The sequence below is a fragment of the Streptomyces sp. TSRI0281 genome (assembly GCF_001905125.1).
GTDB lineage: Bacteria > Actinomycetota > Actinomycetes > Streptomycetales > Streptomycetaceae > Streptomyces.
In genome coordinates, this window is the sequence record NZ_LWLE01000001.1 from 305,986 (window position 1) to 331,972 (window position 25,987).

19 protein-coding genes and 2 pseudogenes are annotated in these 25,987 nt (G+C 70.7%); 12 read left to right on the forward strand and 9 right to left on the reverse strand.

The window, feature by feature from the left end:
• The first annotated feature begins 63 nt into the window (after positions 1–63).
• Genes A6A29_RS01385 through A6A29_RS01395 form a run of 3 tightly spaced genes read left to right on the forward strand, consistent with a single transcriptional unit; the run spans position 64 to position 3,620 of the window.
• Positions 64–2,022 (forward strand): fumarate reductase/succinate dehydrogenase flavoprotein subunit, encoded by a 1,959-nt coding sequence (locus A6A29_RS01385; RefSeq protein ID WP_073718054.1) that lies wholly within the window; start codon positions 64–66, stop codon positions 2,020–2,022.
• Positions 2,019–2,795: a succinate dehydrogenase/fumarate reductase iron-sulfur subunit gene (locus tag A6A29_RS01390; protein ID WP_073718055.1), complete on the forward strand. Its 777-nt coding sequence runs from the start codon at positions 2,019–2,021 to the stop codon at positions 2,793–2,795. The genes A6A29_RS01385 and A6A29_RS01390 overlap by 4 nt, the downstream gene beginning before the upstream one ends.
• Before the next feature lie 30 nt (positions 2,796–2,825).
• Positions 2,826–3,620 (forward strand): SDR family NAD(P)-dependent oxidoreductase, encoded by a 795-nt coding sequence (locus A6A29_RS01395; protein ID WP_073718056.1) that lies wholly within the window; start codon positions 2,826–2,828, stop codon positions 3,618–3,620.
• Between the two features lie 111 nt (positions 3,621–3,731).
• On the opposite strand, the pseudogene A6A29_RS01400 reads toward A6A29_RS01395, so the two are convergent.
• A pseudogene (locus A6A29_RS01400) lies at positions 3,732–4,085 on the reverse strand (isochorismatase family protein); the annotation flags it as partial.
• A gap of 157 nt (positions 4,086–4,242) precedes the next feature.
• Here A6A29_RS01400 and A6A29_RS01405 point away from each other — a divergent pair.
• Positions 4,243–5,337, forward strand: coding sequence for a LacI family DNA-binding transcriptional regulator (locus A6A29_RS01405; protein WP_073718057.1), 1,095 nt, complete (start codon positions 4,243–4,245; stop codon positions 5,335–5,337).
• A gap of 116 nt (positions 5,338–5,453) precedes the next feature.
• Here the strand turns inward: A6A29_RS01405 and A6A29_RS01410 are convergent, their stop codons facing one another.
• Positions 5,454–6,461, reverse strand: coding sequence for an acetylxylan esterase (locus A6A29_RS01410; protein WP_073718932.1), 1,008 nt, complete (start codon positions 6,459–6,461; stop codon positions 5,454–5,456).
• Positions 6,462–6,717: 256 nt separating this feature from the next.
• Here A6A29_RS01410 and A6A29_RS01415 point away from each other — a divergent pair, with 256 nt between their 5' ends.
• The 7 genes from A6A29_RS01415 (at position 6,718) to A6A29_RS01445 (ending at position 16,111) form a co-directional block, all read left to right on the forward strand.
• The gene (locus A6A29_RS01415) at positions 6,718–7,962 is read left to right on the forward strand and encodes a sugar ABC transporter substrate-binding protein (RefSeq protein ID WP_073718058.1); all 1,245 of its coding nucleotides are present in this window, start codon (positions 6,718–6,720) and stop codon (positions 7,960–7,962) included.
• Positions 7,963–7,967: 5 nt separating this feature from the next.
• Entirely contained in the window at positions 7,968–8,960 is a 993-nt protein-coding gene (locus A6A29_RS01420; RefSeq protein WP_073718059.1) for a carbohydrate ABC transporter permease, read from the forward strand.
• A complete protein-coding gene (locus A6A29_RS01425; RefSeq protein WP_073718060.1) occupies positions 8,957–9,859 on the forward strand; it encodes a carbohydrate ABC transporter permease in 903 nt (300 codons plus the stop codon). The genes A6A29_RS01420 and A6A29_RS01425 overlap by 4 nt, the downstream gene beginning before the upstream one ends.
• Positions 9,860–9,967: 108 nt before the next feature.
• Entirely contained in the window at positions 9,968–11,170 is a 1,203-nt protein-coding gene (locus tag A6A29_RS01430) for a glycoside hydrolase family 1 protein (protein WP_073718061.1), read from the forward strand.
• A 350-nt stretch (positions 11,171–11,520) separates the two neighbouring features.
• Positions 11,521–13,041 carry a glucoamylase family protein gene (locus tag A6A29_RS01435; protein WP_073718062.1) on the forward strand — a complete coding sequence of 507 codons (1,521 nt, stop codon included), beginning with the start codon at positions 11,521–11,523 and terminating at the stop codon, positions 13,039–13,041.
• 144 nt (positions 13,042–13,185) lie between these two features.
• Positions 13,186–15,288 carry a TPM domain-containing protein gene (locus tag A6A29_RS01440; protein WP_107468117.1) on the forward strand — a complete coding sequence of 701 codons (2,103 nt, stop codon included), beginning with the start codon at positions 13,186–13,188 and terminating at the stop codon, positions 15,286–15,288.
• 109 nt (positions 15,289–15,397) lie between these two features.
• Entirely contained in the window at positions 15,398–16,111 is a 714-nt protein-coding gene (locus tag A6A29_RS01445; protein WP_073718064.1) for a PspA/IM30 family protein, read from the forward strand.
• Positions 16,112–16,175: 64 nt separating this feature from the next.
• Here A6A29_RS01445 and A6A29_RS01450 read toward each other — a convergent pair whose 3' ends face one another.
• From A6A29_RS01450 to A6A29_RS01475, 6 genes and pseudogenes are all read right to left on the reverse strand, one after another.
• Positions 16,176–18,731, reverse strand: coding sequence for a SpoIIE family protein phosphatase (locus A6A29_RS01450; RefSeq protein ID WP_198952994.1), 2,556 nt, complete (start codon positions 18,729–18,731; stop codon positions 16,176–16,178).
• Between the two features lie 192 nt (positions 18,732–18,923).
• Complete coding sequence (locus A6A29_RS01455; RefSeq protein ID WP_073718066.1) at positions 18,924–19,460, reverse strand: ATP-binding protein; 537 nt, start codon at positions 19,458–19,460, stop codon at positions 18,924–18,926.
• A 194-nt stretch (positions 19,461–19,654) separates the two neighbouring features.
• Positions 19,655–20,053 carry a (deoxy)nucleoside triphosphate pyrophosphohydrolase gene (locus tag A6A29_RS01460; protein ID WP_073718067.1) on the reverse strand — a complete coding sequence of 133 codons (399 nt, stop codon included), beginning with the start codon at positions 20,051–20,053 and terminating at the stop codon, positions 19,655–19,657.
• Between the two features lie 61 nt (positions 20,054–20,114).
• Positions 20,115–20,315: a hypothetical protein gene (locus A6A29_RS01465; RefSeq protein ID WP_073718068.1), complete on the reverse strand. Its 201-nt coding sequence runs from the start codon at positions 20,313–20,315 to the stop codon at positions 20,115–20,117.
• 183 nt (positions 20,316–20,498) lie between these two features.
• Positions 20,499–21,373, reverse strand: a pseudogene (locus A6A29_RS01470) (hypothetical protein).
• A 233-nt stretch (positions 21,374–21,606) separates the two neighbouring features.
• Positions 21,607–22,359: a GntR family transcriptional regulator gene (locus A6A29_RS01475; RefSeq protein WP_073718069.1), complete on the reverse strand. Its 753-nt coding sequence runs from the start codon at positions 22,357–22,359 to the stop codon at positions 21,607–21,609.
• A 323-nt stretch (positions 22,360–22,682) separates the two neighbouring features.
• Between A6A29_RS01475 and A6A29_RS01480 the strand changes: the two genes are divergently transcribed.
• On the forward strand, positions 22,683–24,116 hold the full coding sequence (locus A6A29_RS01480; protein WP_073718070.1) for a glycoside hydrolase family 18 protein: 1,434 nt from the start codon (positions 22,683–22,685) through the stop codon (positions 24,114–24,116).
• A 158-nt stretch (positions 24,117–24,274) separates the two neighbouring features.
• Here A6A29_RS01480 and A6A29_RS01485 read toward each other — a convergent pair whose 3' ends face one another.
• The gene (locus tag A6A29_RS01485) at positions 24,275–25,858 is read right to left on the reverse strand and encodes a S8 family peptidase (RefSeq protein ID WP_073718071.1); all 1,584 of its coding nucleotides are present in this window, start codon (positions 25,856–25,858) and stop codon (positions 24,275–24,277) included.
• Positions 25,859–25,987: the final 129 nt, after the last annotated feature.

The window sequence follows — 25,987 nt, forward strand, 5'->3', positions numbered from 1 at the left end:
CCCCCGACCGTGCGCCCCGTCCCCCGACCGTGAGGTGTTTCCCGTGACCGTGAGGTTCTTCCTGTGACTCAGCTCGAACGGCAGCAGTGGGACGTCGTCGTGGTCGGTGCCGGCGGCGCCGGGCTGCGCGCCGCGATCGAGGCCCGGGAACGCGGCGCCCGTACGGCGGTCATCTGCAAGTCGCTCTTCGGCAAGGCCCACACCGTCATGGCGGAGGGCGGAATCGCCGCCTCCATGGGCAATGTGAACGCCGGGGACAACTGGCAGGTGCACTTCCGCGACACCATGCGCGGCGGCAAGTTCCTCAACCAGTGGCGGATGGCCGAGCTGCACGCCAAGGAGGCGCCCGACCGGGTCTGGGAGCTGGAGACCTGGGGTGCGCTCTTCGACCGTACGCCCGACGGGAAGATCTCCCAGCGCAACTTCGGCGGCCACGAGTACCCCCGGCTCGCGCACGTCGGGGACCGTACCGGCCTCGAACTGATCCGCACGCTCCAGCAGCGGATCGTGGCGCTCCAGCAGGAGGACTTCCGGGAGACGGGCGACTACGAAGCCCGGCTGAAGGTGTTCCAGGAGTGCACGGTCACCCGGATCCTCAAGGACGGCGAGCGGGTCTCCGGCACCTTCTGCTACACGCGTGAGTCCGGCCGCTTCTTCGTCCTCGAAGCCCCTGCCGTGGTCCTCGCGACCGGCGGTATCGGCAAGTCCTTCAAGGTGACGTCGAACTCCTGGGAGTACACCGGCGACGGCCATGCGCTGGCCCTGCTGGCGGGCGCGCCCCTGCTGAACATGGAGTTCGTGCAGTTCCATCCGACGGGCATGGTCTGGCCGCCCTCGGTGAAGGGCATCCTGGTCACCGAATCGGTGCGGGGCGACGGCGGGGTGCTGCGCAACTCCGAGGGCAAGCGGTTCATGTTCGACTACGTCCCCGAGGTGTTCAAGGAGAAGTACGCGCAGTCGGAGGCCGAGGGCGACCGCTGGTACGAGGACCCGGACCACAACCGCCGCCCGCCCGAGCTGCTGCCGCGCGACGAGGTCGCCCGCGCCATCAACTCCGAGGTCAAGGCGGGCCGCGGCTCACCGCACGGCGGGGTGTTCCTGGATGTGTCGACCCGGATGCCCGCGGAGACGATCCGGCGGAGGCTGCCGTCGATGTACCACCAGTTCAAGGAGCTGGCCGATGTCGACATCACGGCGGAGGCGATGGAGGTGGGCCCGACCTGTCACTACGTGATGGGCGGCATCGCCGTGGAATCCGACACCGCCGCCGCCCTCGCCGTGCCCGGTCTGTACGCGGCGGGCGAGGTCGCGGGCGGCATGCACGGCTCCAACCGGCTCGGCGGCAACTCTCTCTCCGACCTGCTGGTCTTCGGCCGGCGGGCGGGCCTACACGCCGCGGAGTACGCGGCGGGGCTCACCGCCCTCCCCGCGGTGGAGGAGGAGCAGATCGACGCGGCGGCGGCGGAGGCGCTGCGCCCGTTCAGCGCGGAGGACCCCGCGGCGGCCGGGGAGCCCGCGGAGAATCCGTACACCCTGCACCAGGAACTCCAGCAGACGATGAACGACCTGGTCGGCATCATCCGCCGCGAGCCCGAGATGGCCGAGGCCTTGAAGAGACTGGCCGCACTGCGCGTACGGGCGGGACGCGCCGGGGTCGAGGGCCACCGGCAGTTCAACCCGGGCTGGCACCTCGCCCTGGACCTGCGCAACATGCTGCTGGTCAGCGAGTGCGTCGCACGGGCCGCGCTGGAGCGCACCGAGAGCCGCGGCGGTCACACCCGCGAGGACCACCCGGTGATGGAGAGCTCCTGGCGCCCGGTCAATCTGCTGTGCCGGATCGCCGACGAGACCGCCGCACCGCCGGCCGGCCACGCCGTCTCCCCGGTCGGCCGCGCCGCATCGCCGGCCGGCCGCATCGAGCTCGTACGGAGAACGACCGAACCCATCCGTCCGGACCTGCTCTCCCTGTTCGAGAAGGAGGAGCTGGTCAAGTACCTCGCCGAAGAGGAGCTGTACGAATGAGCGGCTACGAGGCCCGGTTCAGGGTGTGGCGCGGCGACACCGAGGGCGGCGATCTGGCGGACTACACGGTCGAGGTGAACGACGGCGAGGTCGTCCTCGACATCATCCACCGGATCCAGGCCACCCAGGCGGGCGATCTCGCGGTGCGCTGGAACTGCAAGGCGGGCAAATGCGGTTCGTGCAGCGCGGAGATCAACGGACGGCCGCGGCTGCTGTGCATGACCCGGATGTCGGTGTTCAGCCGGCAGGAGACGATCACGGTCACCCCGCTGCGGGCCTTCCCCGTCGTCCGTGACCTGGTGACGGACGTGACCTTCAACTACACGAAGGCGCGCGAGGTGCCCGCCTTCGTGCCGCCCGAGGGGGTGAAGGCGGGCGACTACCGGATGCAGCAGGTCGATGTTGACCGGTCGCAGGAGTTCCGCAAGTGCATCGAGTGCTTCCTGTGTCAGGACACCTGCCATGTGGTGCGCGACCACGAGGAGAACAAGGCGGCCTTCGCCGGGCCGCGCTTCCTGATGCGGGTCGCGGAGCTGGACATGCACCCCCTGGACGCCGCCGCCGAGGCGGGCCTGGACCGGAAGGCGAGCGCCCAGGAGGAGCACGGCCTCGGCTACTGCAACATCACCAAGTGCTGTACGGAGGTGTGCCCCGAGCACATCAGGATCACCGACAACGCGCTGATCCCGCTGAAGGAACGCGTGGTGGACCGCAGGTACGACCCGCTGGTGTGGCTGGGCAACAAGATCGGCCGCCGCCGGGAGGGCGGCTGATCCCGGCTGACAGCCCTTAGCCTCGAACGCATGGATCTCGAACTGGCGGGACGACGCGCGTTCGTATCGGCGAGCAGTGGGGGTATCGGAGCGGCGGTCGCCGGACGGCTGGCCGCCGAGGGATGCGCGGTGCTGGTGCACGGCCGCGACGCGGAGCGCGCGAACCGGGTCGCGGAAGAGCTGCGGGCCGCGGGCGGGACGGCACAGGTGGTGCTCGGCGACCTCACGGACGGGGCGGCGGCCGACGAGGTGGCCGACCGGGCGCGCGCGTGGGGGACGGAGGTGCTGGTCAACAACGCCGGTCCGTACGCCGAGCACGACTGGGACACCGTGACCCCGGCCGCGTGGACGGAGGCGATGAACGGCAACGTGGTCTCCGCAGCGCGGCTCGTCCAGGCCCTCGTGCCGTCGATGCGCGAGCGCGGCTGGGGCCGGGTCATCCATGTGGGCAGCCGCGCGGCGACGACTCCGCTGCCCCACATGGTCGAGTACTCGGCGGCGAAGGCGGCCGTGGTCAACATGACCACGAGCCTGGCGCAGCACCTGGCCGGGACCGGGGTGACGGCGAACACGGTCAGCCCGGGAGTGATCGCCACGGCGGGCCTGCGGCAGATGTTCGAGGACCGGGCCGCCGCAGCGGGCAGCACCGAGTCCTGGCCGGAGCTGGAGCCCCGGGTGGCGGCCGAGTACGCCCCGAATCCCAGTGGCCGCCTGGGCACCGGCGCCGATATCGCGGCCGCCGTGGCGTTCCTGGCCAGCCCGCTGGCGGGCTACATCAACGGGATCGACCTCCGGGTCGACGGCGGCATCGCACGGGTGCCGTAGGGGCGGTGCGTGGGGGGGGCGTGGGGCGGCCGGGTGAGCGGGTCCCCGGTCCCTGCGGCACAGGCCCTGCCGCACAGGCGGCCCTGCGGCACAGGCCCTGAGGCGCGTCTCTCAGGCCGGCAGCGCGATGACGGCCTGGGTGGTGTCGGTCTCGCCGAGCCTCGGGAAGATGTTCTCGACGCTGTTGCGGTGGGCGTCGGCGTGGAGGTCCGTCACCGCGTCGGTGACGACCGTGACGTGGTAGCCGTGCTCGTGGGCGGCGCGGGCGGTGGACTCGACACCGATGCTGGTCGCGATTCCCGCCACCACGACCTGGGTGATGCCCCGGCGGCACAGGTGAAGGTCGAGGCCGGTGCCGTAGAAGGCGCCCCACTGCTGCTTGGTGACGACGGTGTCGCCGTCCTCGGGTGTAAAAGATGCACAGGGCCTCTTGCAAGGTTGCCTGTCGATATCCACCGGTGGCGTGATCCGGTGCACGCCGTACCGAGTGGCCTTGCCCGCGCGACAGCCCACGATCTAGGGTGAATGCGCTTTCAAAACGCCAGAATGAACTGCATCAATCAGGACAAGTCAGCACGAGTCAGCACACGCAACAGCACACGCATCAGGCGCGTCGCTACGAATGAAGAAGCGGACGGTCGGTCGAGTGAGCGCCCCCACGGTGTACGACGTCGCCGAGCGATCGGGCGTCTCCATTGCCACGGTTTCGCGGGTCTACCGCAACCCGGATTCCGTACGTATCCAGACCCGTGAGCGGGTCCTGGAGGCGGCCCGTGAGCTCGGTTACGTACCGAGCGGCAGCGCCCGGGGCCTGGCCAGCCGCACCACCGGTGTGCTGGGTCTGTGCTTTCCCGACTACGCCGACCCGGACACCGAGACCGCCGCGGCGATGAGCGACGCCGACGACGACCAGGCCGTCATGCTCTACTCCGACCAGATCATCCGGGGCATGGAGCGGGCGTCCCGCCGGCACGGCTACGCGCTGCTGATCGCCGCTTCGCTGGACGGCGGGCCCGAGAGCCTGGTCGCGAAGGTCGCGGGGCGGGTCGACGGCTTCGCCGTACTGGCGCAGACGGTGCCGACCGAGGACCTGGAAGTGATATCGCGCCGGCTGCCCGTGGTGATGCTGGCCGGGCCGCGCGAGATCGACCACCTGGATCACATCGTGGTCGCCAACGCCGACGGGGAACGCGAGCTGGCCCGCCACCTGATCGAGGACCACGGGCTGCGCAGGCTCGCGTTCATCGGCGGCGAGGTGAAGTCGCCGGACGCCGGAGCACGGTTCCACGGGTTCCGGGAGGCGTGCCGGGAGGCCGGACTCGCGGTGCCGGAACAGCCGGAGCTGCGGGCCGAGATGATGACGCAGGCGGAGGGCGCCCGGACCGCGCAGGCCCTGCTGGACCGGGCGGACGCGGCCGGCCTGCCCCGCCCGGAGGCGATGCTGTTCGCCAACGACCAGATGGCGGTGGGCGCGCTCCAGGCGCTGGAACGGCGCGGGGTGCGGGTGCCGCACGACATCGCCGTGACCGGCTTCGACGGGATTCCGCTCAGCCGGATCGTCCGCCCGCCGCTGACGACCGTGCGGCAGCCCATACGGCAGCTCGGCGAACAGGCGGTGGAGCTGCTCGTGCAGCGCCTCGCCGACCGGGACCGCCCTCCGGTGTCGCTGGAACTCCCGGTCTCCATGGTCCGCCGGGCCAGCTGCGGCTGCGGCTGAGAGCGGCGGGGGAGGGCGCCGGGCCGGATCGCACCGCCCGCCCACGCCCCGCGCCTCGATCTCTCCGTCCCTCCACCGCTCCGCGTCCCGAGAGCGGCCACGCACCCCCGGGGCGCCTACCGCCCCAGATGCTCGCCGAAGAACCGCGTCCGGTGCGCACACAGCTCCTCCTTCTCCTCCGCCAGACCGTCGTACGTGAAGTGCCCCGCGCTCAGCACCTGGAGCTCCCGCACCCCGCCCAGCGCGTTGTACACGGCGAACTGTCCCGGCGGCGGCACCGAAGGGTCGAAGCGGGCAGCCGCCACGAGCGTCGGCAGCTCCACCCGCGCCGCTGCCGTCGCCGCGTCGAAGTACCGCAGTACGCCGGTGACTTCGGGGTGCTCGCGGTGGTACGCCCGTACCGATTCCCCGCTGCCCGCGCACGGCAGCGTGAGCCGCAGCGGGTGGTTGCCGAACGTCGGCACGGTGAGCTGCGCCGCACCGAAACGGTCGTCCCACGGCAGCGCGAGGGCCCCGAGCCCGCCCCCGAAGCTCTCCCCCAGAAGGCCGAGGCGCGGTGCGCCCTCCTCCGCGAGCTCCGGTACGAGTTCCCGCAGCGCCGAGGCCGCACACCAGAGGTCGGCCACGCAGTCGCCGATGACGTACGTGTCGCGGGACGCGATGCCGTGCAGGACGTGCGCGGCGGCCTCGTCCGGGATTCCGGCGCACAGTCCGCGGCGGCCCATCCCCCGTACGGACGGCAGGATCGCGGCGGACCCCGGCAGCGGCAGCGGCACATCGGGGCCGGGTGCCTGGCGCCCGCCGTAGCCGTGTCCGATCACGAAGCCGTGTCCGGCGGGCCCCTCGGCGGGCAGGGCGAGCCAGCCGCCCAGCCGCACTCCTCCCACGGAGGTGTAGGTCACACCGTGGATCCGCACACCGTCGCGCTCCTCCTCGACCGGGCCGAGCTCCGGCTCCGTGGCGACCTCGCGGGCCGCCGCGTGGCGGGCCCTCCAGAAGTCCTCGAAGTCGTCGGGGGCGGGCGGTGCGGGGACGCCCAGCAGGTCGTCGAGCGTGTACCCGTAAGCCGGGTCGAACGGGAAGTCATGTGCGTACGAAGGGACGCCATGTGCGTGCGAGGCCATGATCACGACAATAGTCCGGCGTTCCGGCACCTCCCATAAGCACTCCAGCACCCCCCATAAGGGAGCGAAATCGGTCACATCTGCTGTTTTTCCGCAAACCGTGCGTTTACCGTTCAACTGCGGGACATCGAGATGTCGAGCACGTTGCGCGAGTGTGACCTAGCACCCTCTTGCGGATTCCCGATCGTCTGCCGCAGAGTGATGTATGCGCTTACAGGCAGCGCATACATCCGGATTGCTCAAGGAGGAGCCCTCCATGTCCCGCACCGCCAGAAACGCCTCCATCGGCATCGCAGTCGCGCTCGCCTTCGGCATCACCGCTTGCGGCAGCTCCGGAGGCGACGACGTCGCCGCGGACAAGAAGCAGACGCTCACCGTCTGGGCCATGGGGGCCGAGGGCGAGAAGCTCGCGGATGTGGCCAAGGTCTACGAGAAGGCCAACCCGAACATCACCGTCAAGGTGACCCCGGTGGGCTGGGACGTCGCCCACCAGAAGCTGGTCTCCGCCGCCGCCGCCGGCACCATGCCGGACGTGGCGCAGATGGGCGGCAGCTACATGGGCGAGTTCTCCGAGCTCGGTGTGCTGGAGCCGGTCGACACCAAGACCTTCGACAAGAAGGACTTCTTCGAGTCGGGCTGGAACCAGGGCGAGGTGGACGGCACCGCCTACGGCGTGCCGTGGTACGTCGACACCCGCGTCCTCTACTACCGCACCGACCTCGCCGAGAAGGCGGGCATCGACAAGGCTCCGACCAACTGGAAGGAGATGCAGGACCTCGCGACCGCGTACCAGAAGAAGGCCGGTACCAAGTGGGGCCTGTCCATCCAGCCCAGCGGCCTGGACACGGTGCAGAACTTCTACTCCTTCCTGTACTCGGCCGGCGGCGAGATCGTCAATGACAAGGGCGAAGCCGTCATCGACAGCCCCGCGGCGGTCAAGGCGCTGAAGGAGTACGGCTCGTACTTCGACAAGGGCCTCTCCAACAAGTCCATCCAGCCCGGCTACGACGTCGTGAAGGACTTCGGCAACGGCCGCGTCCCGATGTTCTTCGGCGGCCCCTGGCACGTGACCCTCCTCGACGAGGGCCAGCCCCAGATCAAGGGCAAGTGGGCCGTGGCCAACGTCCCGACGGACAAGTCCTCCGTCTCCATGGCGGGCGGCTCCTCCCTGGCGATCTCCAAGGACAGCGAGCACAAGGCCGCCGCCAAGGAGTTCATCAAGTACCTGACCGACACCAAGGGCCAGGCCGACTGGTACAAGCGCACCAAGGACCTCCCGGCCAACACCTCGGCCTGGACCTCCGGCACGCTCGCCGACGACACCAACCTCCAGATCTTCAAGAAGCAGATGGACACCGCCAAGTCCTCGCCGTCCATGGCCAAGTGGACCGAGATCACCGACAAGGTCGACCAGGCCATCGCGAAGGTGACCCAGGGCAAGGCTTCCGCCGAGGACGCGCTGAAGACCGCGCAGTCCGAGATCGAAGGCCTCGTGAAGTAGGAGCCATGAGCACCACGACCGGAAAGGCCGCGCAGCCGGCCAAGGTGTCGGCCGGGCCGGGGACCGTACAGTCCCCGGCCGCCGGGCCGAAGGATCGCCGGGGTCGTAAGAAGTCGACGATGGGTGTGCAGAACGCGGCCGGCTGGCTGTTCTCCACCCCCTTCATCGTCCTCTTCACCGTCTTCATGGCGTTCCCGATCCTCGCCACGCTGGTGATGAGCTTCACGGACTTCGGGCTGCGCAATGTCACGCGCCCGTGGGAAGCGAACTTCATCGGCTTCGAGAACTACGTCAAGCTGTTCGGCGACGAGAAGTTCCTCAAGTCGCTGTTCAACACGGCGTACTTCGTCGTCATCGGGGTCCCGCTGACCATCGGTATCGGGCTCGTCGTCGCGGTACTGCTGAACAACGGCATCGACCGCGCGCGGACCTTCTTCCGCGTCGGTTTCTACGCCCCGGTGGTCACCACCATCGTCGCGGTCGCCGTGGTCTGGCGGTTCGTGCTCGACCCGAGCGACGGGCTGATCTCCGGCCTCTTCGCCGAGGTCGGCCTCACCTCGCCGGACTTCCTCGGGTCCGAGACGCTCGCGATGCCCTCGATGATCGCGATGGCGGTCTGGCGCAACGTCGGCACGGTCATGGTGCTCTTCATCGCGGGTCTGCAGGCCATTCCCACCGAGGTCCGGGAAGCCGCCAAGCTCGACGGCGCCGGGCTCTGGCAGGAGTTCAGGGGCATCACGGTGCCGCTGCTGCGGCCCACGCTCCTGTACGCCACGGTGATCACCACCATCGGCTACCTCAATGTGTTCGAGGAGCCGTTCGTGATGACCCAGGGCGGTCCCTCCGACTCCACCCTCACCGTCTCGCTGAACATGTACCGCGAAGGCTTCAACTTCTTCCACATGGGCTATGCGAGCGCCATGGCGTATGTCCTCTTCGTAGTGATCATGGGCATCACGGTGCTCCAGCTCCGACTGCTGAAGGACAACACCAAATGAGCGCCAGCAATGCACCCGGTGCCGTGCGGACGGCGCCGTCGAAGAAGCCCGAGCAGTCGTCCGTACCGAGGAAGAAGCGGAATCTGCGGCGTCCGCTCGTCTACGTCCTGCTCTCGTTCGGCCTGCTGATCATGTCGGCGCCCTTCCTCTGGATGGGGCTCTCCGCCTTCAAGACGACCAGCGAACTGTCGGCCAGCCCGCCGGTGTGGATTCCCACCGAGTGGACCCTGGAGAACTTCCGGCAGCTGCTCGACAAGCTGGATCTGCCGCTGTACTTCATGAACTCCGTGATCGTCGCGGTGCTGGTCACCGTCTCGAACCTGGTGTTCTGCTCGATGCTCGGCTACGCGCTGGCCAAGCTGAACTTCGTCGGCAAGAACAAGATCTTCGGTCTGGTTCTCGGCGCTCTGATGGTCCCCGGCAACCTGATGCTGCTGCCGCTCTTCGTGCTGATGAGCAAGCTCCAGCTGATCGACTCGTACGCGGGTCTGGTGCTGCCGTTCGCCGCCGGAGCCTTCGGGGTCTTCCTGATGCGGCAGTTCATGCAGTCGATCCCGGACGAGCTGCTGGAAGCGGCGCGGATGGACGGCGCCGGTGAGTGGTACATCTTCTGGCGGATCGTGATGCCGCTGGTGAAGCCCGCTCTCGCGACGCTCTCGATCTTCACCTTCCTCGGCTCCTGGAACAACTTCGTCTGGCCGCTGATCGCGACCAACGATCCCGACAAGTACACGCTCCCGGTCGCTCTCGCGACGTTCGCCACGGACCCCAACAAGGCCGGTGGCTCCAACGGGATGCTGATGGCCGGAGCGTTCCTGGTCGTGCTGCCGGTGCTGATCCTCTTCATCGCACTGCAGCGGCACTTCACCCAGGGCATCGCCACGGCGGGCATGAAGTAGCCCGCCCGACCCGAACGCCCCCTCCGGAACACCCCGGACATGTACGAGGCCCCGCCCCACACCCCGGCGGCGGCCACACCCCTTCACGCAGCAGAAAGACATTTCGTGATGACTCACACCACGGTCCCGTTCCCCGAAGGCTTCCTGTGGGGTGCCTCCACGGCCGCCCACCAGATCGAGGGCAACAACACCAACAGCGACTGGTGGGTCAAGGAACACTCCACCGGCACGCACATCCAGGAGCCCAGCCTGGACGCCTGTGACAGCTACCACCGCTGGAACGAGGACATGGACGTCCTGGCCGGTCTCGGCTTCACGGACTACCGGTTCTCCATCGAGTGGGCGCGGATCGAGCCCGCCGAGGGCCAGTTCTCCCGGGCCGAGCTCGCCCACTACCGGCGCATGGTCGACGGTGCCATCGAGCGCGGCCTGCGCCCGATGATCACCCTGCACCACTTCACCGTGCCGCAGTGGTTCGAGGCGCGCGGCGGCTGGACCGCCGACGGCGCCGTCGAGCTCTTCGCCCGCTACGTCGCGGCCTGCGCACCGGTGATCTCCGAGGGCGTCAGCCACGTCTGCACCATCAACGAGCCGAACATGATCGCCGTGATGGCCGGCCAGGCCAAGCGCGGTGACATCGGCTTCCCGCCCGCCGGTCTGCCGACCCCGGACGACGAGACGACCCAGGCCGTCATCGCCGCCCACCACGCGGCCGTCAAGGAGGTCCGGGCGATCGACGCGGGCATCCAGGTCGGCTGGACCATCGCCAACCAGGTCTACCAGGCGCTCCCGGGGGCCGAGGACGTGACCGCCGCCTACCGCCACCCGCGTGAGGACATCTTCATCGAGGCGTCCCGCGGCGACGACTGGATCGGCGTCCAGTCCTACACCCGCACCATGATCGGCGCCGAGGGCCCGATCCCGACCGCGGACGACGCCGAGCGCACCCTGACGCAGTGGGAGTACTACCCCTCCGCCGTGGGCCACGCCCTGCGCCACACCGCCGGGATCCTCGGCAACGGGGTCCCGCTGATCGTCACGGAGAACGGCATCGCCACCGATGTCGACACGCGCCGCGTCGACTACTACACCGGTGCGCTGAGCGAGGTCGCCTCCGCGCTGGAGGATGGCCTCAACATCCAGGGCTACCTGGCATGGAGCGCCCTGGACAACTACGAGTGGGGCTCCTACAAGCCCACCTTCGGTCTGATCGGCTGGAACCCGGAGACGTTCGAGCGGCTGCCGAAGCCGTCCGCCGTCTGGCTGGGCGAGATGGGCCGCAGCCGCACGCTGCCGCACATCACCGGCTGACCGACCACCCCTGACCGGGAGCCACCTGACGGCTCCCTCCGGTACGGGAGCCGGCGCACCTGACGGCCGCCGGCTCCCGTACCTCCCCGGCGTCGTCGGCGCTTGTCGCCGATACCGCCGTCCGCCGTCCGCCGTCCGGTGCGGCCGGAGCCCCACAGCTCCGGCCGCCCGCGCACATCCGGGGCTCCGCCGCCCGCCGGGCCGCACTGCGTCACACCCCCGCACGCCCCCGCACCACCCCCGCGTCATGCCCCGCCCTGTCACACCTACGGCCGCCGCCGTCGCGCGGCCGTCGCCGAGCACGCCACGAATTCCCCCTTCCCCCTTCTGCCACAGGGAGCTGGACCTTCATGGACCGTCGCACGTTTCTCGCCGCCACAGGGACAGGGGCCGCGGCCCTCTCCCTCGGGCCCGTAGCCACGCCCGCCACCGCCGCACCGTCGCCCGCCCGCACCGCCGGGTCCGCGGCCGGAGCGGGCCGCGGCGCCCATTCCCTGCACTCCGTCGACAGCGGGCAGCTGCTGCGCTGGTTCCGCGACACCTACCGCTCGATCGAGGCGATGACGACCGACTTCGGTCTCGCCACCGACAAGATCGACGTCAGCGGCTCCGGCGCTCCCGTGCGGTCCCGCCAGACCTCGCCCACCAACATCGGCTGCGGTCTGTGGTCGACCGTCGCCGCCGCCGGGCTCGGGGTGATCGGCGAGGGCGCGATGCTCCGCAAGCTGGAGCGCACCGTCGCGGCCGTCGAGAAGCTGGAGCGCCACCACGGCTTCTGGCTCAACTGGTACGACGCGCACGACGGTTCGGTGCTGACCCAGTGGCCCGGCACCGGCGACCCCGTCCGCCCGTTCCTCTCCTCGGTCGACAACGCCTGGCTGGTCACCGGACTGCGGATCGCCGCCGACGCCGCGCCGTCGCTGCGCCCGCGCATCGCGCGCATCCTCGCGGACGCCGACTGGTCGTACTACTACACGCCCTTCGACCCGGCCGACCCGGTCGCGGGCCCCGGCCAGTTGCGCGGCGGGTTCTGGACCGACACCGAGGAGCCCACGGGCCACCACTACGGGGCGCTCAACACCGAGCCCCGGATGGCCAGTTACCTGGGCATCGCGGACGGCTCGCTGCCCGGTGACCACTACTGGCACCTGCTGCGCACGATGCTTCCCGAGCACGGGCAGGAGCAGTATCCGCAGGGCGGTTACGTCGCCATGGACGGCGTACGCGTCTGGCAGGGGCACTACACCCACCGCGGCCGGAAGATCGTCCCCACCTGGGGCGGCTCGATGTTCGAGGCGCTGATGGTGCCGCTGTTCGTGCCGGAGCCGGAGTGGTCGCCGCGGTCCTGGGGCCGTAACCACCAGCGCTACGTCCGGAGCCAGATCGAGCACGGTATGCGGGAGGCGGAGTACGGGTACTGGGGCTTCTCCCCCTCGAACATCCCCGAGGGCGGCTACCAGGAGTACGGCGTCGACGCGCTCGGCATGCAGGTGGACGGTTACGCCTCCAACACCGACCGGACGTACACCACCGACGGCGAGCCGCTGCCGCCCGCGTCCGCGTTCACCAATGGCGTGGTCACCCCGCACGCCTCGTTCCTCGCCCTTCCGTACGCCCCCCAGGAGGCGGTCGCCAACCTGCGGGCGCTGGACCGGGACTTCGGCGCGTACCACGACGGTTACGGCTTCCGGGACTCCGTGAACGTCGGCACCGGCCGGGTCAGCGACTTCATGCTCGCCCTCGACCAGGGCATGATCGCGGCGGCGCTGGCCCAGGCGATCCGCCCCGGTCTGCTGCAGGCGCCGTTCCGGACCGGCGGTTTCCGCTCCCGGGTGCGCCCGCTGCTCGCCAAGGAGCGTTTCTCCATCTGAGGGTGCGGGTCGGCCGGCCGGGGCCTCGTTTCCCGGCCGGCCGGTCGGTCGGCCGGTCGGTCGGCCGGCTCCGGGGGCAGCGGGGCCTCCGGGTAGCGGGTCACCGAGGGTGGACATAGCCTCACAAAGGTGATGCCGCCTGTGATGCGTATCCGGAGTCCGATACCCGGCAGGGCCCTGCTCACCGCCTTGCTGGCGGTGTGCTGGCTCGCACTGCCCGCCGCTGTGACCGCACGGGCCGACGGCCCTGCCACGCTGTCCCGCGACGGGCAGATCACCGACAAGGTGGGGGCGCTCGGCGATCGTCGGGCGCCGGTCGCGGCGGCCCTCGACCGGCTCTACGCGGACCGCCGCGTCCAGCTCTTCGTGGTGTACGTACGTGATTTCTCCGGCCGGTCCGCGCAGACCTGGGCCGATGAGACCGCGAACCGCAACGGTCTGGGCCAGGACGACGTGCTGCTCTCCGTCGCCACCCACGACCGGCAGTACGCCTACTCCGTCGACGCGGGTTCCCGGCTCACCGACTCCCAGCTCCATGACGTGGCGGCCACCGCGATCGAACCCGCCCTCCGGGAGAACGACTGGGCCGGTGCCGCGATCGGAGCGGCCGACGGCTACTCCGCCGTGCTGGCCGGGCAGCCGATACCGACCCCCGCCCTCACACCGGGCCCCGCCGACCCCGGAACGGGCTCCTCCAACTCCACGAGCGCCGGGGATCTGGTCCTGCCGGTGGCCCTTGTCGTCGGTGCGGGCGCGGTCGCCGTCTATGCGTACACCCGGCGCAAACGGCGTATGACGGGCCGCACGACCCCCGCCGCGAGCGGGTGGGGCGGCGGGGGCAGTGCGCCGGAGCCGCCGACGCCCCTGCCCGAACTCGACGCACAGGCGAAGGGAGTGCTGGTGGACACCGATGACGCGGTGCGCACCAGCGAGGAGGAACTCGGCTTCGCCACCGCCCAGTTCGGCGAGGAGGCCGCCGCGCCCTTCACCGAGGCCGTCACCCGGGCGAAGACCGAGCTGACCGCCGCCTTCCGGCTGCGCCAGCAGCTCGACGACGCCTTCCCCGAGGACGACGCGACGCGCCGCCGGATGCTCGACGAGATCATCAGCCGCTGCGCGGACGCCAATGAACGGCTCGACACGGTGTCCGAGGACTTCGACCGGCTGCGCGCCCTGGAACGTACCGCTCCGCAGGCCCTGGCCACCGTCGAGACCACGTTCCGCGAGCTCACCGGGCGGATCACGGCCGCCGAGGGGACCCTGACCGGACTGCGCGGCCGGTACGCGGACTCGGCCGTGACTCCCGTGGCGGACGGCATCGAGCAGGCCAAGGACCGGCTCGTCTTCGCCACGGCGAGCCTCAACCAGGCCCGCCAGGCGGTGGACGACGGCGACAACGCCAAGGCCGCGGTGTACGTCCGGGCCTCCGAGGGGGCGGTCGGGCAGGCGGCCACCCTGGCCGACGCCGTGGACCGGCGGGCCGCGGAACTCGGCGAGGCGGCGGACAGGCTCCCGGCGGCGCTCACCGAGACGGAGACGGACCTGGCCGACGCGGGCGGTCTGCTGGAAGGCACCGCGGAGGGGGTCCCGACCGCGGATCTGCGCGGCCGGATCGCCCGCGCCGAGTCGGTGCTCACCGATGTGCGCGGTGAGGTGGCGGCCGGTCGTCACGACCCCATCGACGCGCTGCGCAGGGTGGAGGAGGCGGACACCGCGCTGGACGAGGCGCTGGCCGGGGCCCGCGAGCAGGAGCAGGGCCACCGGCGGGCGCGGTCGCTCCTCGATCAGGCGATGCTCACCGCCCGTTCCGCGATCGCGGCGGCGGCCGACTACATCACCACGAACCGGGGCGCGGTCGGCAGCCAGGCCCGCACCCGTCTCGCGGAGGCCCAGCGGCGCTGGGAGCGGGCCGGGGAACTGGCGGGGACAAACGACGCGCAGGGCGCGCTGGCCGAGGCGCAGCAGGCGGACGCGCTGGCCGGGCAGGCGCGGAGCCTGGCCGAACAGGACGTACGCGGCTTCGGTAACCAGCAGGGTCCGGGTGGCGGCATGGGCGGAGGGAGCGGCGGCATGGGCGGGGCGGTGCTCGGCGGCATCATCCTCGGCGGACTGCTCGGCGGGGGCGGTCGGGGCGGGGGCATGGGCGGCGGCATGGGCGGGGGCTTCGGGGGCGGGTCCCTCGGCGGGCCGGGCAGTTTCGGCGGCGGGGGCACCCGTGGCCGGCGGGGCGGCGGAGGCCGCTTCTGACCCCTTCCGCTCCCCTCCCCCGTTCTCGTACCTCTCGCCTCTCGCCTCTCGCTTCTCACCTCTTCCCGCCCTCTGTTCGTCCTCTGTTCGTCGTCGAAGGAGCAGCGCCATGACCAAGCAGACCATTCTCGGCCGCGTCACTCAGCTGGCGAAGGCCAACATCAACGCCCTGATCGACCAGGCGGAGGACCCGCAGAAGATGCTGGATCAGCTGATCCGGGACTACACGAACAACATCGCGGAGGCCGAGCAGGCGGTGGCCGCCACCATCGGCAACCTCCGGCTGATGGAGCAGGACCACCGGGAGGACGTCGACGCGGCGGCCGAGTGGGGCGGGAAGGCGCTCGCGGCCAGCCGGAAGGCCGACGAGCTGCGCGCGGCGGGCTCGGCGGCCGAGGCGGACACGTTCGACAACCTGGCCAAGGTCGCCCTGGGCCGTCAGCTCCGGTCGGAGCAGGAGGCGAGGACGGCGGAGCCGACCATCGCCTCGCAGACGGAGGTGGTGGACAAGCTCAAGTCGGGCCTGGACCAGATGAAGGGCAAGCTGACGGAGCTGACGTCCAAGCGCGACGAGCTGGTCGCACGCGCCAAGTCGGCCCAGGCGCAGAACCGGATGATGGACGCCGTCAAGAACATCGACGTGCTCGACCCGACGAGCGAGCTGAGCCGCTTCGAGGACAAGGTCCGGCGCGAGGAGGCCAGGGCACTGGGAAAGCAGGAGCTTGCCGCGTCGTCGCTGGACGCCCAGTTCGAGCAGCTGGACAGCCTGGGCGAGAGCGCGGAGGTGGCAGCGCGGCTGGCGGCCCTGAAGGCGGGCTCGTAACGCGAGGCCACAGACCGCGGCACCCGACCGCGGTCCGGCTTCCCCTCCCGCCCGCTCCCCCGGCTCAGTACATGCTCAGCAGCTGCTCCACCGAGAGCTCACCGGCCGGGGCGCCGTCGGGCAGGGGCAGTTCGAACCAGACGGTCTTGCCGCGCGGTGTCCGCCTGGACCCCCAGGCCGCGCTCAGCAGTCCGACCAGTTGCAGCCCGCGCCCGCCCTCGTCGGTGTCGCGGGCCCGGCGCCGCCGGGGCTGGACGAGCCCCGCGTCCCAGACCTCGCACACGAGCGTACGGTCACGGAGCAGCCGGAGCCGGATCTCGCCCTCGCCGTACCGCAGGGCGTTGGTGACCAGTTCGCTGACGAGGAGTTCGGTGGTGTCCACCAGGTCGTCCAGGTCCCAGGCGAGCAGCTGGGAGCGGGCCAGTTCACGGGCGCGGCCCACGGAGCGGGGCTCGGGCGGCAGCCGCCAGTCGCCGACCGCCTCCACCGCCAGCCCCTGGACACGTGCCATCAGCAGGGCGATGTCGTCCTCCCCGTGCCCGGTGTCCAGGGTGCTCAGGACGTGGTCGCAGACGTTCTCCAGGGGCTGCTCGGGTGCGGTCAGGGCCGCGCGGAACGCCTGGAGCCCCTCTTCGAGCGGATGGTCGCGGGACTCGACGAGGCCGTCCGTGTAGAGGGCGAGGAGGGCGCCCTCCTTCAGCTCCACCTCGACCTCCTCGAAGGGCTCGCCGCCGACACCGAGCGGCATCCCCGGCGGTACGTCGAGAAGTTGGGCCGGCCGGCCCGGCTCGGCCACGAGCGGAGGGAGGTGACCGGCGTTGGCGAAGGTGCAGCGCCGGGTGACCGGGTCGTAGACGGCGTAGATACAGGTCGCCAGATAGACCTCGGACAGGTCCGCCTCGCGGGACTTGTGCGCGAAGCGGGAGGGCCACTGGGCTCCGCCGCCCCCGCCGAAGCCCCCGCCGCCGGGGGTGCCGAGCCCCCGGGCGACCTCGTCGAGGGCGGAGAGCACCTCGGCGGGTTCCAGGTCGAGGAGGGCCAGGGTCCGTACCGCGGTGCGCAGTTCGCCCATGGCGACGGCGGCCCGCAGCCCGCGGCCCATGACGTCACCGACGACCAGGGCCGTGCGGTGTCCGGGCAGTTCGATCACGTCGAACCAGTCGCCGCCGACCTCGGTGGCGGTGTTGCCGGGCAGATAGCGACAGGCGATGTCCAGGCCCGCGGCCTCGGGGTCGCCGGGCGGGAGGAGGCTGCGCTGGAGTATCAGCGCACGCTCGTGTTCGCGGCGGTAGAGACGGGCGTTGTCGATGCAGACGGCGGCGCGGGCGGCGAGTTCGGTGGCCAGCGCCCGGTCGCGCTCCCCGAAGGGTTCGCTGCCCTTCGTGCGGGAGAACTGGACGAGGCCGACGACGGTGTCGTGGGCGACCATCGGCACGGCGAGCGTGGACTGCACGAAGCCGAGGCCGTCGCCGGGAACGTCCTCGACGTGGCCGGTGCGCAGGGCGACGGCACACGGGGAACCGTAGGGGAAGCGGTGCACCGAGCCGAGTGCGGGAGACTTGTCGGCCGTCCCGGGGGCGGTGATGCCGGACACGGCGGCCGGCATCGCGTCGACGACGGCGCTGGCATGGGCCACCCTGCGCAGTTCGGCGGAGCCGCCGCCGGACTCGCCGTGCGGTGCGCCCCCGCTGCCGGGCGGGGCCTCGTCACCGGAGAGCAGTCCCTGGTACAGGTCGACGGAGGCGAGGTCGCAGAAGCCTGGGACGGCGACGTCGAGCAGCTCGCGAGCGGTGGTCTCCAGGTCGAGGGAGGTGCCGATACGGGCGCCCGCCTCGTTCAGGAGGGCGAGATTGCGTCGGGCGCTGGCCGCCTCGCGGGCGGCCGTCTGGCGGCGGGTGACATCGGTGGCCAGCCCGGCGATACCGACGGGCCGGCCCGACCCGCTGTGCACCCGGTACAGGTTCATGGACCAGTGGCGGCGGTCGGTGTCGCCCGGTGCGGTGCCGATCAGCTGGAGGTCGGTCACGGATTCGCCGGTCTCCAGGACCCGCTTCAGGGTGGCGGAGAGCCGCTCGGCCTCGGGCCGGGCGAGATAGTCGTCGACCGTACGGCCCCGGTGGTCGTCGGCGGCTCCGCCGAAGACCGTCGCGAAGCGCTGGTTGGCCCGGACGACGGTGAAGTCCGTGCCGAACAGTACGAAGCCGAAAGGAGATTGACCGAATATCGCCTGCGAGGCGGCGAGGTCCGTCTCGATGCGGCGCAGCGCCCGGACGTCCACGACGATACAGAGCGCGGCCCGTTCACCCGCTGCCGTCAGACTCGGCATGACATAGATCTCCGCCAGCCCGTGCGCACCGCCCTCACCCGGCATCCGGAACGGGACGAGTCCCGTCCACTCCTTGCCGTCGAGGATTTCGCCGACCCGCCGATGCCCCTCCGGGCGCAGCTCGGCGGGCATGAACGCATCGACCGGATCCCGGCCGACCGCCTCGTGCGAGGCCATGCCGAACAGACCGGCGGCCCGCCGGCTCCACTGCTCGATCAACCCGTCGGGCCCGATCGAGAACGAGGCGACCCTGATGTAGTCGTAGATCGAGCCAGGCGGGCTGCTCTGCCACACGATGTCGCCCGCTGTCCCAGGTATTTCGCTCACGCGACCGTCCCCTCCAGCTCACACACCGGACCGGTCCTGCACGCAGTATTCAGTACTACGGCCCCGACCGACACGGCGTTCACGATCACAGCAAGGTCTCGGTCCCTTTCAGCCAGGGTTCTGCCCGACCTCCGGTGATCGCTGCGCGTCTCCCCACTCCTAACCGGGGAGAGCCAGCTCGAACCACACCGTCTTGCCGTTCTTTCCGCGCCGGGTCCCCCAGCGACGTGCGGAACAAGCCACGAGCTGCAGCCCTCGGCCCCCTTCGTCGTCGGGTCCCGCACTGCGTTCGGTGGGTGGATCCGGAAGCGGATCAGAGACTTCCACGAGGAGTCCGTGGTGGGCGGACGGGGAACCGGTGACGCTCTCGGAACCGTTCCCGCCGACGTCTTCGAGGGCGCTCCGGCCGGACCCGCCGGAGCTACCGGAACCGCCGATTCCGCCGAGCCCCGACCCGGCGTACGCCCCGTCGGGGCTCGGCCGCACCAGGCGTACGCCGATGGGACCGGAGGCGTACCGCAGGGAATTGGTCACCAGCTCGCTGACGAGCAGCACGGTCACATCGCCGAAGACCTCGTCGAGCCCCCAGCCGCGCAACGCGTCGCGGACCGCATGCCGGGCGCTGCGCACGGACCCCGGCGCCGCCGGAAAGGCCCACTCGGCGCAGTCGCCTTCGGTATCGATCACGCCGATCACTTCCCAAGACCAGCAACGAGGGCGCACCCCCGCACAGAAGATTACTAACCGGCCCATACCCGATATACGGGCTGGACTATCCCGCATCATGATGTATGGGTCGTACGGGTGCATCACCGCAGGCAGACGGCCGTCGTCATGGGCGCGCGCGCATCCGGCGCGGCGTCACCGGCGTACGGGAATCCGGCGCGGCGTCACCGGCGTGCGGGAATCCGGCGGACGGCCTCCGCGACGGCGGGCCGGTCCTGGTCCAGCCAGTCGACCTGGTCCACCTCGTCGGGCGCGAGCCAGCGCAGTTCGTCGTGGTCCTCAAGCGGCCGGGGAACTCCGGACAGCAGGCGCACGGTCCAGACATGGAGTACGCATCCGGCCTTCAGCGGCCAGGCGCCCGGAATGCGCTCCAGCGCCTCCGTCTCCACACCGAGCTCCTCGCGGAGCTCCCGTACGAGCGCCTGCTCGTCGGTCTCGCCCGGTTCCACCTTGCCGCCCGGCAGTTCCCAGCGGCCGGCCAGCTCGGGCGGTGCGCTGCGGCGGGCGGCCAGCAGCCGCCCCTGGTCACAGACGGCTCCGGCCACCACCACAGAATCGTTCATACGGCGGAGCGTAGCCGCCCGCCGTCCCCACCCCGGTGCGGACCGATCCGGGCCGGGGCCGCTACGGCCGCGCGCGCCGGTCCATACGCTCCACCCAGTACAGCTGCTTGTGTCCTCGGGTGTCGAGGCCGTCCGCTATCCTCTGGGCCTCGTCCTGCGTGGCGTACCTGCCGACGCGGTAGCGATTGCCGTTGTCGTCCTGCCGTATCACCAGCCACGCCAGCACGGCACCGCTGTCGCTCATCGTGTCGCTCCCCCGCATTTCGCCCCTCTCCCCACCGGCGTGCACGTCTCTAAGGATCCCCAGGAAACCGCAGTACGCATATGCCCGAGCCTACGCCTGACCTTCACGCTGCGGAGGCGTCTTTACACAAAGAGATACACACCCGGACCTCGCGAGGGGGCGCATCCTCTCGGATGCGCCCCCTCGCGAGGTCCGGCCCGGTCAGCCGGCCGTTCCGCGCACGGTCGGCATCGGCATCAGGACCGGACCGGACGCCGGTTCCTTGCGGCAGACGTCACCGCATCCGTCGTCCAGCGAGCAGCACAGGGAGCAGATCGGTCCCGACCGCACCGGGCAGTCGGCGATGTCCGGCAGCTCGTAGGCGGTCTCACAGACCGCGCAGGTGTGGGTGGCGGTGATGTCGGGGACCTCGACGTCGGGTCCATTCACCGGGTTCGGGCGGGCCAGGCAGTACTTCCCCTTCGTCGCCCAGGCGATCAGCGGGCACAGGACCAGCGACGGTCCGGCCGCGATGAAGGCGAGCAGGGCCCCGCCGAGCTGTTTGGCGGCGCCGATGATCACCCAGCCGGGCCCGGCCGCGAGCACGGCGAGGTTCCACCGCCGCTTGTTGGCCTCCGTTCTGGCCGGCAGGAAGCGCAGATAGTCGGCCTGCTCGCCGATCTGGGCGATGAGTGAGAGCGCGACGCCCGTACCGAGCCCGAAGGCGACCCAGGAGAAGCCCGGACCGGCCCCTTCCGTGCCGCCGAAGGAGCCGAAGGCGCCCCAGGCGTCCGGGGCTTCGAAGGCGAGCACCACGAACGGCAGCACCATGCCGATGATCCACTGGTGAATCCGTAGGTGAAGACGATCGAGGCGCCGATCGCGAAGTCGGCGAGATACGCGATCCCGCCGAGCGCGGTGCCCACGACCGTGACGGGCGACCAGCGCCGGAAGGAGTGCGGGGCGTAGCGGGGCGAGTAGCCCTCGCGGCTCTCGTCCGCCGCGAGCCTCGCGTAACTGCGCGCGGGTGCGCCGGGGCCGACCTGGGGCCCCGCTTCCGGCACGTCGGCCGTCGTGGGGGTGGCGGTGTCCGTCATCGGTGACTTCCCGTTCGTCAGTCCGGTGTGTGGGGAACGAACGGGAAGTCAGGAGCCGGACATGACAAGTCACTGATGCCGGTCGTTGCCCGGGGGTTACGGGTTCCGAGGGGGCGTTAACTCGGCATCACGCGTGGCGGACGGGCCGTCCTGATATCGGTCACCCGACACAAGCGCCGTTCAGGCGGCACTTCCGCACCACTGCGGCGTCGCCCGGCGCGGGTGCCGGGGAGTCATTTGACCGGCAGATGGTACGCAACTCGGTAGCGGTCGGCCGGAATCACGACGTCCGCCGTCTCGACGGCTCGTCCCGACGCGTAGTACGTCCGCCCGATCACCATGACCACATGGCCCGGTACGCCGCCGAGCGCCAGGAGCTCCTCCGCCAGCCCCGGGCGTGCGCCGACCTCTTCGGCCACGTTGTCCACGACGACGTCGATCGCCGCCATCCGGTCGACGACCCCGCAGCCGCCCAACGGGCCCTCCTCCGGCAGCATCACCGGCGTACGCCCGGTGACGGCGAGCGGCTCCCAGGAGGTGGAGAGCATCATCGGCTCACCCGCCTCGCGGAAGACGTAGTGCGTACGCATCACCCGGTCGCCCTGCTCGATGCCGAGCCGTTCGGCGATCTCCGCGCTCGCCTCCTCCTGCTCGCTGCGCGACTCCCAGGTCCCGCGCACCCCGTCCGCCGTCTGTTCCTGGCGGAACGGGCTGGCCCCGGCGCCCGGCCGGTAGCCGGAGCGGGCGATCGGACGCGGCACGGGACGCTCGCGCACATACGTGCCGGAACCGGAGCGCCCCTCGACCAGCCCCTCGGCCATGAGCACCTTCCGCGCCTCCAGGGCGACGGTGTCCGATACCCCGTACTCCTCGCGGATACGGGCCTGCGACGGCAGGCGCGTATGGGGCGGCAGCGCGCCGTTGACGATCTTCTCTCTGAGATCGCTCGCCACGCGCAGATAGGCGGGCTGCTCACCGAAAGTCACAGGCCACTCCCAACAGGTTGACAGTCTGCAACAGACTGGCAACCGTGGGTTGTGGACCGCAAGCAATGGCCAAAGTTTCACTCGAAGTGATGATTTGGCGGCGCCCATTGCATATTTCGAACATGAGCGCCACAGGGGTCTCGGCCTTCCTCTGCCCCCGATTTCCCCCTGCGACACGATCCGGACGATCGGTCATCACCAAACCCTTGACCGCTTTTGGTCCAGACCAATAACTTCCTGTGCACGGCACAGCACGGCACAGCACGGCTCTCGCACTCTCCAGCCGCATCCCCAGCTCCAGTTCACGCACAGGAACGAGCCTCATGCGTCGAAGAACCCTGTCCAGAATGACCGTTGCCGCCTGCGCCCTCACGCTGCTGGCAGGCATCGCGCCCGCGGCCACGGCCGGCGCCGACCGCTCCGGCGACCGCCCCTCCGACAGCGGCACGGCGGGCGACGCCGACCGCGCCCAGGGGCACCACCGCCCCGCGTACAGGAGCGTCGGCTACTTCACCCAGTGGGGCGTCTACGGGCGCGACTTCCAGGTCAAGGACCTGGACACGAGCGGCACCGCGGCCAAGCTCACCCACGTCAACTACGCCTTCGGCAACGTCAGCGCCGACGGAAAGTGCTTCACCGGCAATGTGCCGGGTCAGTCCGACGCCTGGGCGGACTACGCCCGTCCGCTGGACGCGGCGGGATCGGTGGACGGCGTCGCCGACACCGACACCCAGCCCCTGGCGGGCAACTTCAACCAGCTGCGCGAGCTCAAGGCCAAGCACCCCGGCCTCAAGGCGATGGTCTCGCTGGGCGGCTGGAGCTGGTCCACCCACTTCTCCGACGCGGCCCGCACCGCGGCCTCCCGCAAGGCACTCGTCTCGTCCTGCGTCGACCTGTACATCAAGGGCAATCTGCCGGTGGACGGGGCCCGCGGCGGCGACGGGGCCGCGGCCGGTCTCTTCGACGGCATCGACATCGACTGGGAGTGGCCCGGCTCCGAGGGCAACACCGGCACGGTCTTCCGCCCCGAGGACAAGAAGAACTTCACCGCGCTGGTGCACGAGTTCCGCAAGCAGCTCGACGCCTACGCCAGGACTTCCGCCAAGGCCACGAGGGCCACCGAGGGCAAGGGCAAGGGGCACGGCCACACGCCCCGGCCCCGGCACTACGAGCTGTCGGCCTTCGTCCCCACCTCCCCCGCCAAGATCGACGCGGGCTTCGACGTCCCGCGCATCATGCGGGACTTCGACTTCGTGAACCTTCAGGGTTACGACTTCCACGTCTCCGGGGAGAAGACCACCGCCCAGCAGTCCGCGCTGTACGCGAAGGGCGACCACAGCGTCGACCAGACCGTGCGCGACTGGATCAGGCGCGGTGCCCCGGCCCGCAAGCTCGTCGTGGGCATGCCGTTCTACGGGCAGGGCTGGACCGGGGTGACGGGCGGCGGCGACGGCCTCGGCCGGCCGGCCGCGGCACCGGCGCCCGCCACGTACGCCGCCGGTTACGAGGACTACAAGGCCCTCAAGAAGCTGGCCGGCTCCGGAACGTACACGCTCCATCGGGACACCCGTAACGGCCACGCTTGGCTGTTCGACGGCACCACCCTGTGGACGTACGACGACCCCCAGGTGCTGCGCACCAAGGCCGCGTACGTACGGAACCGCGGGCTCGGCGGCGCGATGTTCTGGTCGCTGGACGGGGACACGGAGAACGGCGAGCTGATCACCGCCGTCGACCGCGGCCTCAACCGCCGCTAGCCCGGCCGGACAGTCGGGCCCTGTCCGGACCGATCCGGACAGAGACGGACAGGGGTGCGGGGCGGTCGCGTGATGCGACCGCCCCGCACTCGTCATTTCTTCACTCACTCATGCACTTACTTGCCGTCTCCGCTTCCACCGCGGCGGCCGGACACGTGTCAGAACTGCAGCGCCCAGGTGTTGATCCGCCCGGTGTCCGCGGACGCGTTGTCGCTGACCCGCAGCTTCCAGATGCCGTTGGCCACCTCGGAGGACGCGTTCACCGAGTAGGTGGTGTTCACGTTGTCGGTGCTGCCGCCCGTCCCGTACGCCTTCAGGTTGTAGACCGAACCGTCGGGCGCGACCAGGTCGATCTTCAGGTCGCCGGAGTAGGTGTGCGTGATGTTGACCGGCACGCTCAACGCGGCGGGAGCGTTGCCGCTGATGCCCGTGACGGTGACCGGCGCCTCGACCGTGGCGTTGTCGGCGATCGCGTAGCCGGTGGTGTTCTCGAACTTCTTGCCGGGCGGCGTGGTGGTGCCGGTGCCGACGTTCAGCAGCCGGTTGGGGGAGCCGGTGCCCGGGTTCGTCACCACTCCGGTGCTCGCCGCCGCGACCAGACCGGCGGAGACCTGCGCCGGGGTCTCGCCCGGGTGGTCGGCGAGGTAGAGGGCTGCCGCACCGGCCACGTGCGGGCTCGCCATCGACGTACCGGAGATGGTGTTGGTGGCGGAGTCGCTGGTGTTCCACGACGAGGTGATCGAGGAGCCCGGCGCGAAGATGTCCACCACGGTGCCGTAGTTGGAGAAGCTGGAGCGGGCGTCGGTGCTGGTGGTGGAGCCGACCGTGATGGCCTCGCCGACGCGCGCCGGGGACTTGGTGGAGGCGTCGGTCGACTCGTTGCCCGCCGCGACGGCGTAGGTGATGCCGGACGCGATGGATTTGCGCACGGCGGCGTCGAGCACGGAGTCCGCTCCGCCGCCGAGGCTCATGTTGGCGACGGCCGGCTTGACGGCGTTGGCCGTCACCCAGTCGATGCCCGCGACGACCTGGTCGGTGGTGCCGGAGCCGCTGTTGTCGAGGACGCGGACGCCGACGATCTTCGCCTTCTTGGCGACGCCGTACGACGACCCGGCGACGGTGCCCGCCACGTGCGTGCCGTGGCCGTGCCCGTCCTGCGCGGTGTTGTCGTTGTCGATCGCGTCGTAGCCGTTCGAGGCCCGGCCGCCGAAGTCGCCGTGGCTGATCCGTACACCGGTGTCGATGATGTACGCGGTGACGCCCTCGCCCGCCTTGTCGGGGTAGGTGTAACTCTGGTTCAGCGGCAGGGTCTTCTGGTCGATCCGGTCCAGGCCCCAGGAGGGCGGCGAGGGCTGGGTGCCGGAGATCCTGAAGGTCCGGTTCTGCACGACGGACGCGACGGCCGGGTCGGCGGCGAACTTCCTCGCCTCGGCGGCCGAGAGCTCGACCGCGTAGCCGTTGAGGGCCGAACGGTAGGTCCTCTTGATCTCGGCGCCGTACTCCTCGGCCAGTGCCTTGCCGCGTGCGGAGCCCGCGTCGGGAGCCGACTCGTCGAGAGTGACGATGTAGCTGCCGCTGATCGCGCCCGGGGCGCCCGCGTTCTCGATCACGCCTTCCGCCGCGCGCTCGGTCGCGGTGGCCGGGAAGGCCGCCGCGGTGGAGAGAGCGAGGGCGGCACCGGCTATCACGCTCGCCGCGGCGAGTCTTCGACGGGCGTGCGGGGTGTGACGCGTGGCTGACATGTGAGGGGTCCTCCTCATGGGCGGGTGCTGGTGGGGGCACTGGAGCCGGACAACGGATCCAGTCAGGGACATGACAAACCAGACAACGGGGCGCCACGTTCTCCGCGCCACCCGTGAACGGCCTGCCGT